Origin of the sequence: Streptomyces sp. NBC_00057, from assembly GCF_045041165.1 — a bacterium.
In the GTDB taxonomy this organism is placed as follows: Bacteria; Actinomycetota; Actinomycetes; order Streptomycetales; family Streptomycetaceae; genus Streptomyces.
The window spans coordinates 136,441-148,439 of the sequence record NZ_CP108256.1; the positions used below are offsets into that span (position 1 = coordinate 136,441).

Sequence of the window (11,999 nt, forward strand, 5' to 3'; positions counted from 1 at the left end):
AGTCGTGGCGGCAGCTGTCACGGCCACCCTGGCCGTCGCTCTCGCCATCCAGCACGACACCGTACTTGCCTTCATCTTCGCGGTGGGCTCCGCCTCGTTCCTCGTCGACGCGATACGCCGGATCCGCAGAAGCTCAGGAGCAAGGACAAACTGAATACACCGGGGTACCCGCCTCTTGGCGGGTACCCCGGTGCCTTTCTTCAACGTCGACGCCTGGCACCTTCTCCGGCGGGAAGTCGGGAATCGACTCTCGGATGTGCTGGTGCGGCAGACAGTGCTTGACCAGCACCGACCTGGACACCCTCAACCCCGCCGTGACCTCACCCCACACGCCCGGCTCCCCCACCGAATAGCCTTCCGCCGCGGACAGCAACACCCACCACGGCGCAGCCGCGTAGCCACCGAAGGATCAGAAGTGCCGTTTCCATAACAGTGGAGGACGGGGTGTACCGCCCATGACAGCCACGCCCACCGCACACACCACCCCACGTCAGTGACCTGACTGACCTGACCCCCAAAAACGCCGCCACAAGCACAAACCCAAACCGGCACATCGCACCCGGGTGCCGTACGGGCACAAGGAGGGCGCATATCCCCTTGGGCAGTGGATCGCGGAGCAGCGACGGGCCTACGGGGCGGGGCAGATGACCGGCCTGCGCGCGCAGCGGCTGGAGAAGCTCGGCATGGTCTGGAACCCGGCCGATGAGCGGTTCCAGGAGAACTTGGAGGCCGCCAAGGCGTACTACGACCAGCACTGGACGCTGTGCGCACCCCGGTCCGCGACGATGCTGGACCGGCCGGTGGGGCAGTGGCTGTCCAACCTCCGCCGTCCCGGCGCGCTCGTGGACAAGCCGGAGTGGGAGACGGCGCTGCGTGAGGTCGATGAGGACTGGAACCCGTCATGGCCGCCGGAGTGGCAAAGGCATTACGCCGTGGTGCGGGAAATGCTCGCGGAGGAGAGCATCCTCGCGTACGTCGAGCCGGGCGTCACCGTCCACGGGATGGACATCGGGAAGTGGCTGGCCCGGCAACGGAAGCCGGAGGCCTGGGCTGCTCTGAGCTCCGGGCAGCGCGAGCGCCTGGAGGCCATCGGCGTCGTACCGATGGTGGCAGAGCTCGAAGCGCCGGCGAAGCCGTCCACGGCGCCTGTGAGTGCCTTCGAGAAGGGTGTGGCTGCCCTGGCGCAGTACAAGGCCCGCACGGGCTCCGTGACCGTCCCCCGGGCCCACGTAGAGGCATTGCCGGATGGGTCGGAGGTGAAGCTCGGAGTGTTCCTGTCGAACAGCAAGAGCCGCCGGGACAAGCTGACCGCCGACAACCTCCAGGCGCTCGCCGCACTCGGGCTGGAGTGGGCGGCGACGGAGGGAGCGGCGTGATGACCGCAGGCGAGCAGGAAGCGGGCCAGCAGGTGGTCAGCGTCGATCCGCGTCAGCGGATGGGCAACTACCAGACGATGGCGGTCAACGCCCGGATGAAGGTCCACGCGGTCCTCGCGGCCGCCGGGCTGGAGCCGAATGAGGCCGACGAACTCGTCTGCGCGATGGAGGCTGGCGCGGTGGCCGGGGCGCACTGCTGGGTGGAGGAACTGCCCGGCTGCGCCCCGGATGCCCACGGCACCGCGTACGGGGAGGGCTGGGAGGGCGCGGTGGACCGAGCGCTGACGTTCTGGTTTCCACCGCCGACAGCGCGTACCGGCAGCGTGGGCGCGCCCACGTCACCAGGTCGCTGCTGATCGGCGGGGAGATCCTCCGCAACTGGATCGCGGCTGCGGAGCGGGCTGCCGAGGTCGGCCCCGCCGGTGGAGAGGAGAGCGACCGTGAGCAGTGACCAGGCGGAGGAGCAGCGCGCGCAGGAGGCCGTACGGCGGCACGGCCGCACCAGGGCCTTCGCAGGGGCGCAGGACGTCATCTCGTTCGTGATGTCCGACCCGCAGGCGCAGCAGGCGAGGGCGCAGATCGACGCGGCGGAGACGGAGCTCGGTGTGGAGCTGCGCGCCCGCCTCCAGCCGTTCCAGGACCGCTACGACCAGCCGTGTTCGACGGCAACGCAGCCCAGCTCGCAGGAATCTGTCCGGGCAAGCACGGCCGCTGGGGACGGATCTGCGTCCTGGACGACGGCCACGAGACCTCGATGGAGGAACCGCGATGGGGCCGCAACAGCGAGGGGTAGCCGATCGTGTGGGTGAGCAGCGCGCCCGACGACTGGTGAGAGCAGCGGCGTGACGCTGGCAGGCAGGACCCCCGGGCACGTGGTGCGGCCGAGGGTCTTTCGCTGACCTGGATCAGCGGCACCGTGCCCCGGGGTCTATACGCACACAAGTGCGATGCCTGGGGTCTGGAGGCGGCGGTATCGCACTGGAGTGCGTGTAGGCCCTGGGTCTTGGGCCCGGGTCCCCTTGCGGGCTACGTCGCGCGGCCGGGAGGAGTTCTGTGAGGCGGTCCAGCCGGGTGTCGAGCGGAGGTTGTTGGGGTTTCAGCTCAGGCGGTGGCTGAGGAGGGCGAGACCGGCCGCGGCGGCCCGGTGCTGGTACGGGCGCAGTCCAGGGGCGCCGGGGGTGTGGGTTTGCGGGCGTTGCGGTGTCAGTGGCCCGTGAGTGCGGCGAGGAACGCTGTGGTGGTGTCGGGGCTGTTGCCGACGGCGGGGTGGTCACGGAGCCGGGCGGCGATTTCTGCAGGCGCGTGGCCGGCGGGGACGAGTTGCGGCGCGAGGGAGGCGGCGTCGGTGCAGGCCGGGCCGGTGGTGGCGTGGGCCCAGTCCACGAAGGTCACGCCAAGGTGGTGGTCGCGGACCATGTTGTCTGCCCGCAGGTCGCCGTGAACGATGCGGTCTGCGTGGGCGAGGTCGGGCCAGGCCGCTTCCAGTTCGGTGAGCTCCGGCAGGAGGGCGCGGGCGGTGGGCGCGAGGTCGGCCAGCGGGTCGGTGGCCAGTTCGTCACGGCCGTGCAGGGCCACAGCCGCGGAGGGTGCGTTGCTCACCGCCGTGGCGTATGGCGTCGGGGCGGGGCTGGAGGTGAGCTTGTCCAGCAGGGCCCAGGTCTGCCCGGCATCGGTTGTCCACGGCGCCGACTGAGTCCATCCAGTTCAGCCGGGGCGACGGATATCTCGCCGCCAGGTGTACGCGGCTCGGGGACTGCGACGGTCCGGGTGGTCAGGTCCAGGTCAGAGCGGGCTCCGAGGTGCCGTCCGGGTGTGCTTCGGGTCTCAACGTCGTGGATAGACCGCCACGTTGTAGGTGGGCTCGTCGTCCGGTCCGCTATCGATGTAGACCGCCGCGTCATCGAGGATCATGGTCGGGATCCTGGTGCTGGGGGGCAAACCGGTGATGTCGCCCGTGGCGATCGCCAGGGTGACCGGGACATCGTCTTCGACCGTGTGACCGTAGGCGACGCCGTCGGAGCCGACGGAGACGAAGACCGCCGCCTTGACCGCAGGGTTGTCGAGTGCGCACGTTCCCTTACCGGTGATCAGGTCGAAGGCGAGGGGACCGTAGACGAGGTAGCGGTGGTCACGGTCCATCGTGGGATTCGGGTTGCGACTTGTCTCGGTCTGATTCAGGTGTTTCAGGGCGGAGTCGGTGGCGCAGGCGACCGATGCCTTCACCTTGCCCGTTGCCGCGTCGTGGACGGCCCAGACGTAGTTGGGGTTGGGGTCTTCGGGGGGAAGGCCGTTGTCGCCCTCCGGTCCGGGACTGGCCTCCCCGCCCGTCGCGGGCCAGCCCGCGACGATCAGGTCGTCGACGATCCCCGGTCGGGCCGAGGTGCTGCCTGCCCAGGCACCCGGAGGGACGTTGTCCCGGCCGTACCTTGCCCCGGGCACCCAGAACGGCGTTCTGTCGTTCTGGAGCAGCGGTCCGCGTGGTGTCAGTCCCACCTCGTGGCCGATGCCACAGTCGGGGCAGTCCGGAGTGGCCTTGAAGATGTCGTCCGTGTACCGGGTGACCTGCCCGGAGACCACGTCCATGGAGACGAGGTTCCTGCCCTGCCAGTAGTACATCAACCGCGTTCCCGAGACCGACGGCAGCGCGTCTTCGGAGCTCGCCCCCTCCTCGATCGGGAATTCGATCGTCCGAGCCGGGAGGACAGCCGTTCCCTCGGCGTCCGCGGGATACACCGCCGTCAGGAGCGTCGGCCGGCCCTTGTGCACGCTGTCCTCGCCGGGGACGCCGGTGAGCGATATCGCCGCGTAGTCCTTGCCGCCGACGGTGACGATCTGGGGAAAGGGCGTGTCGGACCGGTCCGCCTTGAAGGGCCACCACGGTTTCGTGGACCATCGGACGGTGCCGGAGCCGATGTCCCTGGCCGTCAGGACGTAACCGCCCGCCTCCTTGGACGCCGCGACCACCACCTTGGCGGTGGGAGCGACGGCGACCGGGGCGTCAATGTCCAGCGGCAGCCCCCAGCCCTTGGCGCCGTCGAATCCCGGAGGCACCGTCAGCACGGGGCCGGCCGAAGCCGAACCCGGCGTCGCCCCCCCGACGCGCGGAGGGGGCGCGGTGTCGCGCCCCGAGTCGTTGTCGCCCGAGCCCCCGCCCGTACACGCCCCCAGTAATCCCACCGTCATCACGACGACTGCGTACCTGACCGTCCCGCGCACCGAACCACTCCCCTGTTGTGGACGTCCACAGACCCGACTGGGCCCGGCCCCGCGTAGGCGACCGGGCACCCCGGCCCGGCGCGGCCGCCTCCAGCGATCCGGGCACCCGCCATCGTCCCGTGCGCCGAAGCCCCATGAGAAGGGAAGCAACCGGATTGATTCGCTGTGGCCGCCGTTCCCTCCGGGGCATGGAGGCCGAAGTGGCGGGGTGTACGCGCGGGCGTCGAGGGCGACCACCGCGCCGCTGCGGGCGGCGAGTTCCTCGCGCAGGACCGTGTTGTCGTGGTGGAGCGCGGCGATGACAGTGGCTGCGGCGTCGAGCCGCTGCTGGAGTTGGGTCCGTTTACGTGTGGATTCCTTCAACTCCGCCAGCAGTGCTTGTAGTTCGGCGTCGCGCGGGGCAGGAACAACGGTGGCTCACGGCTCAAGTCGGCCGTTGATGGCCAAAAGATGTGGCGTCACCCATCGGGACGAAACCCACCGCCGGGAGAAACTCGAAAGGCGACCGCTCGTCGGTACGGGCATGGAACCAATCCACGCACAGCACGTCGGCGAGCCCAGCCTTGTCGTCCTCGATATCACCGCGGCCGACGAGGCAACCGTCCACGCGGTCATGGCCGCACTCGAACTGCAGTGGGCAACATCAGGAATCGGGCCCGTGCGACGTGATCCCGGAAAACCGGGGGTCAGCGCGCGGGTGTACGCGGACACCCGCCGCCCCGCCACCCCCGCATGAATCCAGCAGCCCTATTACCGGAGATCGGGGCAGCCCGGCACCCGGGCCGCCCCGATCTCCGGCGTCAGCGGCGCAGGGCGTAGTGGGTCAGGCGGGAGCGGGCGGCCTGTTCGCTGATCCCGAGCACCTGGGCAACGGTGCCCCACTGCGGCCCGTCCACGGTGTCGACGCTGAACGCGGCGTCGGTCGCCACACGCTCGGTGAGGCGTTCCAAGACCGCGACGGCCCGGAGTGCGGCCAGCGGTTCGTCGGCGACCAGATCAGTGAGGCGTTTCTCGACCTGGTCGAGGAGGACGGTGAGGTCTGCGGGCACGGGCACCGTGCGGGCCTGTACTTCGGTGATGTGGGTGTCCCAGTCGCCTTCCGGTCCGCTGGTGTCGGCCAGGTACGGGCGCCGGCGGTCGACGGCTTCCCAGTCGAGCGGGTAGCGGGTGCTGCCGCGCCACCCGCACGAGCATGCCCCGCGCAGTTCGGTGGCGATCGGGGCGCCGAGCGTGCCGTCGTAGACCCACCAGTCAACGCTCTGGTGGACCGTCGGCCCGCTCCCGGCATCGAAATACACCGGGCCCGGCTCCGTACCGTCGGCCAGCAGAACCCCGGGCCGGCCCTCGTGCTCGCTGCCGAACTCCTCGGTCTCCCACATCTTTCGCCCCTCCCCCACCGAAACGCCGGTGAGTCTCGAAGGCCAGCCCCGGCAGAGGCGGAGGCGCCGCTTCGCTTGTAGGCCCGGTCGGCCCATCCGCGACCTGCCCCAGCCCGGCCGGGCCCGGCGGGCGAATACCCGAACCGGTGAATCACGGTTTCCTGGCGTCGAGGTCAGCCTGACCGGGATGGTCTGGAGCTCAGCCGTGGCTTCCTGCTGCATATCTCGGCATAGCGTGGGGCCCGGTTGTCTCTGGCCTTGGTCTTTCAGCGGCGGGTCCGCCGTCTTGTGGCGGCGGACCCGTTGTTCTTCTAGAGCTGGCGCCATTCGTCGCCGACCTGGTCGGTCTGGCGGATGATCCGTTCTTCGGCCGCGGGAGCGGGCCACACCTGAAGCAGGTAGACCTCGACCGGGTCGTCGTCCGGGCCGAGACTGTCCTTGGCACGCCCCTGGTCGCGGCCGCGGGCATGGACACGCACGCGGTAGTTTCCCGGTCCGTTGGTGGCGAGGTCGGGCAGGTCCTCGGCTTCGCCGTCCTCCCAGGAGGTGACAAGAGCCGAGCCGGTGGTGGAGATGAACGACGTCTCCACCACCTCGTCCCAGTCACCCTCGTGGAGCGGTGGCTCGGACGCGTGCGTGGTGACGGTGACCTCGACCGGTCCGAGGGTCAGTCCGGTCAGGACGCTGGCACCGTCCTCCTCCACGGCGATCAGCCCGTTGCCGGCGTCCGCGATGTCCGGTGCCTGGTCGGTACCGAGGTCCGGGTCGACGATGTAGAACTGACGGGCATACACCCACACACGAGTGGTCCCGCGTTCTTCCGGCATACCGGGTGCCTCCTCGGCGTCAGGAGATGGCGACCCAGAAGGCGTCGCCGTTCAGGATCCTATTGTCCTTGTACGCCTTGAGCAGGTACTTGGATCCACCGGCGGTGCTGTTGTGCTTCTCGTTGATCATCCTGCGGCTGAAGACACCCGTCGCTCCGCCTTCCTTGGTCGACGCGAAGGGGTACTCGTCGCAGCTCTTGCCCCTCGAGTGCTCCCAGACGCGACGGTAGCGGTCGGTGATCTCCTCGAAGACCTCGCCGAAGTACCTGGACTCCCAAATCGCCAGGTGCTTGACCAGGCCGAGAAGATTGGCACCTGTCGAGGTCAGGGCCAGCGGTCCCGGGAACGCCACACCCACCTCACACCTGCTTTTCCCCTGCATTACGGCTCGAAGGTTGCGATGGAGTAAGCGATGAGAATCGCCAGAATCGCCAGTCCAACCAGAAACCCGATGGCCGCAGATCTTTCAGAGCGCTCCCTGTGGGCTCGGTCCTCTCTCAAATCCTGCCCGTGCTGAATGCGCGCATAGATCTCTGTCGCGGCTGGGTCTTCGGCCAGTTCATCCATGCCGCGTTTCATCAGGCGCGCAAGATCTTGATCCGTGACCTTCCTTGACGGGTCGGGAGCGGAGTCATCTTCCATAACCCACCTCGTGCTTATCTGCCTTGCGACATCTTCGCATCTAGAACAGGCTCGTCAAGCTTCCCTGCTCATGCTCAAGGGGCTTCAGGGCCCCGAGACGTCCCGTTGGCGCAGACGCCGGGAGTGTCTAATCAACGGCGGATCTGCTGATCAAGGGAGAGACGCCAAGTGAGCGAGACAACGATCGAGCATGAGTCCGTCGAGGAGTCGGCCGGTGGTGTGATGCCGTCGGCCGCGTCGGACGAACAGCTCGTCGCGATGCTGGTCGACCGGGCCCGGAGCGAGGGCCTGCAACTGACTGGCGATGGTGGGCTGTTGCAGCTGCTGACCAAGCGGGTCCTGGAGTCCGCCCTGGAGGGCGAGATCACCGATCACCTCGGTTACGAGAAGCACGATCCGGCCGGGAAGAACAATGGCAACAGCCGCAACGGCACTCGAACGAAGACCGTGCTGACCGATGTCGGCCCGGTCGAGGTAAAGGTGCCCCGGGACACCGCCGGCAGCTTCGATCCGCAGATCGTCAAGAAGCGGCAGCGCAGGCTGTCGGCGGCGGCTGAACTTGGTTAAGGCACGGATTCCGTGAAGTCGATCGTGCTTCTGTGCGCCGGTGACGCTCCGTCATCTTCGGTCGGATGCTGGCCGCGTGTGAAGAACTCTTCCTTCTGCTTCCGCATCTCGCCGGGATACAGGTCGAGTGCATGGAGGTGCGGGACGGCCGTGTGGTGATCGAAGCGTCGACGCCGGAAGACGTCCCCGTACTCTGCCCGGGCTGCCAGGCGCCGTCTGGCCGGGTGCATAGCCGGTACGGACGGCGCCTGGCGGACGCGCCGTGCGGCGGGCGGGGCGTGGTGATTGAACTGTCGGTGCGCCGGCTGTTCTGCGACAACGGCGAGTGCCGGCGGGTGACGTTCGCCGAGCAGATAGACGGGCTGACCAGCCGCTACGGCCGGCGAACGCCCGTCCTGCAGCGGATGCTCGCCGCGCTGGGCGTCGTCCTGGCCGCCCGCGCCGTGGCCCGTCTGGCGCTGCTACTCGGCATCGTGGTCAGCCGGACGACCGTCCTGCGCCTGGTCATGGCGTTGCCGGACCCGGCCTGGACGACCCCGCGCGTGCTGGGCATCGACGAGTTCGCCACCAGGAAGGGCCACCGGTACGGCACCATCCTGGTCGACTGCGAGTCCCACCAGCCCCTGGACCTGCTGCCCGACCGCGACGCGGACAGCGTCGCCGCCTGGCTACGCGAGCACCCCGGCATCGAGATCATCTGCCGCGACCGCGCGCAGGTCTTCGCCGACGGAGCCCGCACAGGCGCCCCAAACGCCCAGCATTGCGCGGACAAATGGCACGTCTGGCACAACCTCGCCGAGGCCGTCGAACGCCTCGTCTCCCGCCACCGCGCCCTACTGCGCGACCTGGTCGAAACCTCCCCTGAACCCGAGCGACCGGAACCAGAGCCCGCACAGGTCGAGACGGTCAAAGCGGCCGAGGAACCGTCCGAGCCCTACCCGCAGGGGAAGTTCCTCGACCGGCTCCGCGACACCCACGCCGCCGTCCGGGCCCAGGTAGAGCAGGGCCTGAGTCTGCGCGAGATCGCCAGACGCCTCGGTCTCGGGCGCAACACCGTCCGCAAGTACGCCCGCGCGGCCAGTCCAGAGGCGATGCTGCACGGCCAGTGGCAGAACCGGACCAGCAAGCTCGACGCCTTCAAGCCCTACCTCGATCAGCGCATCGCCGAGGGCTGCACGAACGTGTCCGGGCTCCATCGCGAGCTGCAAGAACGCGCGGCACGCTGCAGTTACAGCACCCTGCGCGACTACGTCCGGCCGCTACGTTCCGACCGTCGGGCTGCCGGGAGCCCACCACCGATCGCGAGGCCGCCCTCACCCCGCGAGGCCACCGGCTGGATCATGCGCCACCCGGACCACCTACGCCAAGACGACCAGCAGCAGCTCAAGAACCTGCTGGCCCGCTCACCCGAGCTCACGGCCGCCGCAGGCCACGTCCGCACCTTCGCGACCATCATGACCAACCGCGAAGGAGACCGGCTGCGGCACTGGATCGCCGACGTCTGCGCGGACGAGCAGTGCGGCCTGGCCGGCTTCGCCGCCGGACTGATCCCCGACCTCGACGCCGTCGTCTACGGCATGAGCACCGACTGGTCCTCCGGGCCCGTCGAGGGCCGCGTCAACGACCTGAAAGCCCTCAAGCGCAGCATGTTCGGCAGAGCGAAACCACCGCTGCTGCGCAAGCGGCTCCTCCTGATCGCGGCCAGCCGCCGACCCTAACCTCTGCCGCCTCGGGCCTGGCGGTCCAGGAACTCGATCACTCGCGTTTCCGAACGTAGAAGCCGCTCTCGCTGCTCAGGAGGAAGAGAGGCGAGGAGGTCGACCAGGACTCGCTTCCGCGGGACGTACACCATGTTGCCGGAGTAGATCCTGCAACCTGCACACCAGGCGAGTCCGATGCAGCGCTCGAACATGGAGGACTCGGGCGGATGGAAGCGATACTGGTACGAGCAGGCGGACGTTCGGCAGGCGGCGCAGACCAGTCGATCGCCGTCGGGAATCGTGTCCCAGCCCCCGACCTTTCGCCAATGCTGTCGCCCGGCCGGTGCTCTTCAAGTCGTCATGCCGAGCATTCTCTCTCACCGCGAGTCGCCCGGTCTCGGCGTCCGGGGAAGAATCGGGCTGACCACAGACCGTGACGGACCCTCAGGCGACCTGATCCACTTCACGGAATCCGTGCCTGAACCGAATTCAAGCGACGCCGAGACAGGCTGTCCGGCGTGGACGAGACATCTCATGTCGTTGGTGTGTCAAGTCGGGGGACGGCTGCACTGTCGCGGCCTGTCATGCCCCCGATGTGGTTGGTCGGGCGAGGCAGGCAGTAGCGTCCTGGGCATGCTGGACGGACCTGATGTGTCAGTGGCGCTGCGGGGCGAAGTGCGTACTCGTGCCCGCGCCTGGGACTTCGTGCGCTGGTTCGCCGACGCGTGGATGGGCCGGCCTTTGCAGCCGGAAGACGGCTGTACCGTTGACGAGTTGGCGGTTGCGGAAGCCCATCTGGGCTTCGAACTCCCGGCGGGGCACTGTCACGTTGGCTGACCGGGTGGGATGATCTTCGTGTTGATCACGCTGGGGAGGGGATCGCTGGTGTCGTCTGTGCTGCCGTCGTACAGGGGTCACCGGTACCCGGTCGAGGTGATCTCGCACTGCGTGTGGCTGTACTTCCGCTTCCCTCTGTCCTACCGCGAGGTCGAAGAGCTGATGCTCCAGCGCGGCGTCATCGTCTCCTACGAGACGGTGCGGCGGTGGTGTCTGAAGTTCGGACAGGCCTACGCCGCCGGACTGCGCCGCCGACAGCCACGGCCCGGCGACAAGTGGCATCTGGACGAGGTCTCCATCAAGATCAACGGCGAGCGGAAGTACCTGTGGCGGGCCGTCGACCAGGACGGCAACGTCCTCGACATCCTCGTCCAGAACCGCCGCGACAAGGCCGCGGCCAGGCGGTTCTTCCGCCGTCTGATGAAGAAGACCCGGGCGGTGCCGAGGGTGATCGTCACCGACAAGCTGCGTTCCTACGGCGCGGCCCACCGCGAAATCATGCCCTCGGTGGAGCACCGCTCCCACAAGGGACTGAACAACCGGACCGAGAACTCCCACCAGCCGACGAGGCAACGCGAACGCGCGATGAAGGGCTTCCGCTCCGTCGGTGAAGCGCAGCGGTTCCTGTCCGCGTTCAGCGGCATCTCACCCCACTTCCGCACCCGGCGACATCTCTGCACCGCCGCCGAACATCGCTTCGAAATGACCATCCGCTTCACCCTCTGGGACCACGTCACCGAGAACATCGGCCTGACTGCCGCGGCTTAAACGGGCACCGAAACCACACCTCAGCACGCCCCGAAGCTCCATCGACCGGTCACCGCGCCATCAACGTGACAACGCCCTGGGGACTGCAGTTGCTACGGTGAGCCGGACGACACCCAGTTGAGGAGCCTGCGATGGTCACGCACAAGGAAATGGCCGAGGCACTCGGTGACGACTGGGTCAAGCGGATGCCACCCGAGGTAGCTGCGCGGCGTGTCTCCGGCGAGGCGGACAGGCGCGTCCTGACCGAGGTCGGCCTGCCGCAACTGTTCATGGATCTGCTGGTCTTCGGGGACATCGCGTCCGACGAGCCGCGTACGGTGGCTTCGATCTTCTCGGGTGCCGCCGTGGACCGGGTGGTTTTCGGGGACGACCTGGTGATCGCTAACGGCATGGGTGGCCTCACCTGCCTGTCGAGCAAGGACGGCCGCGTCTATTGGTACAAGCCGGGCGACGCGAAGCGCAACGGCGGTCTGATCAGCAGCACGCTTGAGCGATTCATCGAGACGTTATGCCGGGTCTCGCTGCTTCTAGCCGACCTGCGCCCCAGGGACGAGTCGGAGGTCGGCGAGCTGTTGCGGGCGCTGATCCCCGAGGTCAGCGCGATCGACCCACCATCGTTCGAGAGCCCGGTCCAGTACTGGCAGCTGCTGCTGCTGTTCAGCCTGCGCTCGATCGCCGCGGAGTAGG

At 68.3% G+C, this 11,999-nt stretch carries 15 protein-coding genes and 1 pseudogene; 10 read left to right on the forward strand and 6 right to left on the reverse strand.

The window, feature by feature from the left end; translation table 11 throughout:
• Positions 1-4 precede the first annotated feature (4 nt).
• The 4 genes from OG953_RS00590 to OG953_RS00605 all read left to right on the forward strand — a co-directional run bounded on the left by OG953_RS00590 (position 5) and on the right by OG953_RS00605 (position 2,185).
• Positions 5-154 (forward strand): hypothetical protein, encoded by a 150-nt coding sequence (locus OG953_RS00590; protein WP_405681849.1) that lies wholly within the window; start codon positions 5-7, stop codon positions 152-154.
• Between the two features lie 409 nt (positions 155-563).
• A complete protein-coding gene (locus OG953_RS00595; RefSeq protein ID WP_405681850.1) occupies positions 564-1,376 on the forward strand; it encodes a helicase associated domain-containing protein in 813 nt (270 codons plus the stop codon).
• Positions 1,376-1,732 (forward strand): hypothetical protein, encoded by a 357-nt coding sequence (locus tag OG953_RS00600; protein WP_405681851.1) that lies wholly within the window; start codon positions 1,376-1,378, stop codon positions 1,730-1,732. Before OG953_RS00595 ends, OG953_RS00600 begins: the two co-directional genes overlap by 1 nt.
• Before the next feature lie 84 nt (positions 1,733-1,816).
• Entirely contained in the window at positions 1,817-2,185 is a 369-nt protein-coding gene (locus OG953_RS00605; protein ID WP_405681852.1) for a hypothetical protein, read from the forward strand.
• A 394-nt stretch (positions 2,186-2,579) separates the two neighbouring features.
• Here the strand turns inward: OG953_RS00605 and OG953_RS00610 are convergent, their stop codons facing one another.
• Together OG953_RS00610 and OG953_RS00615 are read right to left on the reverse strand one after the other, a co-directional pair.
• Positions 2,580-2,975 (reverse strand): phosphotransferase, encoded by a 396-nt coding sequence (locus OG953_RS00610; RefSeq protein ID WP_405681853.1) that lies wholly within the window; start codon positions 2,973-2,975, stop codon positions 2,580-2,582.
• Positions 2,976-3,200: 225 nt separating this feature from the next.
• Positions 3,201-4,436 carry a hypothetical protein gene (locus OG953_RS00615; protein ID WP_405681854.1) on the reverse strand — a complete coding sequence of 412 codons (1,236 nt, stop codon included), beginning with the start codon at positions 4,434-4,436 and terminating at the stop codon, positions 3,201-3,203.
• Positions 4,437-5,115: 679 nt separating this feature from the next.
• Between OG953_RS00615 and OG953_RS00620 the strand changes: the two genes are divergently transcribed.
• Positions 5,116-5,328: a DUF6207 family protein gene (locus tag OG953_RS00620; RefSeq protein ID WP_405681855.1), complete on the forward strand. Its 213-nt coding sequence runs from the start codon at positions 5,116-5,118 to the stop codon at positions 5,326-5,328.
• 64 nt (positions 5,329-5,392) lie between these two features.
• On the opposite strand, the gene OG953_RS00625 is transcribed toward OG953_RS00620, so the two are convergent.
• From OG953_RS00625 to OG953_RS00640, 4 genes are all read right to left on the reverse strand, one after another.
• Entirely contained in the window at positions 5,393-5,971 is a 579-nt protein-coding gene (locus OG953_RS00625; RefSeq protein ID WP_405681856.1) for a hypothetical protein, read from the reverse strand.
• Positions 5,972-6,282: 311 nt separating this feature from the next.
• Positions 6,283-6,798: a hypothetical protein gene (locus OG953_RS00630; RefSeq protein WP_405681857.1), complete on the reverse strand. Its 516-nt coding sequence runs from the start codon at positions 6,796-6,798 to the stop codon at positions 6,283-6,285.
• Positions 6,799-6,817: 19 nt separating this feature from the next.
• Positions 6,818-7,150, reverse strand: a complete 333-nt coding sequence (locus OG953_RS00635; RefSeq protein WP_405681859.1) for a NucA/NucB deoxyribonuclease domain-containing protein — start codon at positions 7,148-7,150, stop codon at positions 6,818-6,820.
• A 29-nt stretch (positions 7,151-7,179) separates the two neighbouring features.
• Entirely contained in the window at positions 7,180-7,440 is a 261-nt protein-coding gene (locus OG953_RS00640) for a hypothetical protein (RefSeq protein WP_405681860.1), read from the reverse strand.
• A 222-nt stretch (positions 7,441-7,662) separates the two neighbouring features.
• Here OG953_RS00640 and OG953_RS00645 point away from each other — a divergent pair.
• From OG953_RS00645 to OG953_RS00665, 5 genes and pseudogenes are all read left to right on the forward strand, one after another.
• Positions 7,663-8,001, forward strand: a pseudogene (locus OG953_RS00645) (transposase); the annotation flags it as partial.
• Between the two features lie 71 nt (positions 8,002-8,072).
• Entirely contained in the window at positions 8,073-9,725 is a 1,653-nt protein-coding gene (locus OG953_RS00650; RefSeq protein ID WP_405681861.1) for an ISL3 family transposase, read from the forward strand.
• A gap of 615 nt (positions 9,726-10,340) precedes the next feature.
• Positions 10,341-10,544, forward strand: a complete 204-nt coding sequence (locus OG953_RS00655; protein WP_405681862.1) for a hypothetical protein — start codon at positions 10,341-10,343, stop codon at positions 10,542-10,544.
• Between the two features lie 9 nt (positions 10,545-10,553).
• Positions 10,554-11,312, forward strand: a complete 759-nt coding sequence (locus OG953_RS00660; RefSeq protein WP_405681863.1) for an IS6 family transposase — start codon at positions 10,554-10,556, stop codon at positions 11,310-11,312.
• A 131-nt stretch (positions 11,313-11,443) separates the two neighbouring features.
• Positions 11,444-11,998: an SUKH-4 family immunity protein gene (locus OG953_RS00665; RefSeq protein ID WP_405681864.1), complete on the forward strand. Its 555-nt coding sequence runs from the start codon at positions 11,444-11,446 to the stop codon at positions 11,996-11,998.
• Position 11,999: the final 1 nt, after the last annotated feature.

Excerpts from the sequence above, each read along its gene's own strand:
- OG953_RS00600 (WP_405681851.1), top strand. The coding sequence starts at position 1,376 with ATGACCGCAGGCGAGCAGGAAGCGGGCCAGCAGGTGGTCAGCGTCGAT.
- OG953_RS00620 (WP_405681855.1), top strand. The coding sequence starts at position 5,116 with ATGGAACCAATCCACGCACAGCACGTCGGCGAGCCCAGCCTTGTCGTC.
- OG953_RS00625 (WP_405681856.1), bottom strand. The coding sequence starts at position 5,971 with ATGTGGGAGACCGAGGAGTTCGGCAGCGAGCACGAGGGCCGGCCCGGG.
- OG953_RS00630 (WP_405681857.1), bottom strand. The coding sequence starts at position 6,798 with ATGCCGGAAGAACGCGGGACCACTCGTGTGTGGGTGTATGCCCGTCAG.
- OG953_RS00640 (WP_405681860.1), bottom strand. The coding sequence starts at position 7,440 with ATGGAAGATGACTCCGCTCCCGACCCGTCAAGGAAGGTCACGGATCAA.
- OG953_RS00650 (WP_405681861.1), top strand. The coding sequence starts at position 8,073 with ATGCTGGCCGCGTGTGAAGAACTCTTCCTTCTGCTTCCGCATCTCGCC.
- OG953_RS00655 (WP_405681862.1), top strand. The coding sequence starts at position 10,341 with ATGCTGGACGGACCTGATGTGTCAGTGGCGCTGCGGGGCGAAGTGCGT.
- OG953_RS00660 (WP_405681863.1), top strand. The coding sequence starts at position 10,554 with ATGATCTTCGTGTTGATCACGCTGGGGAGGGGATCGCTGGTGTCGTCT.
- OG953_RS00665 (WP_405681864.1), top strand. The coding sequence starts at position 11,444 with ATGGTCACGCACAAGGAAATGGCCGAGGCACTCGGTGACGACTGGGTC.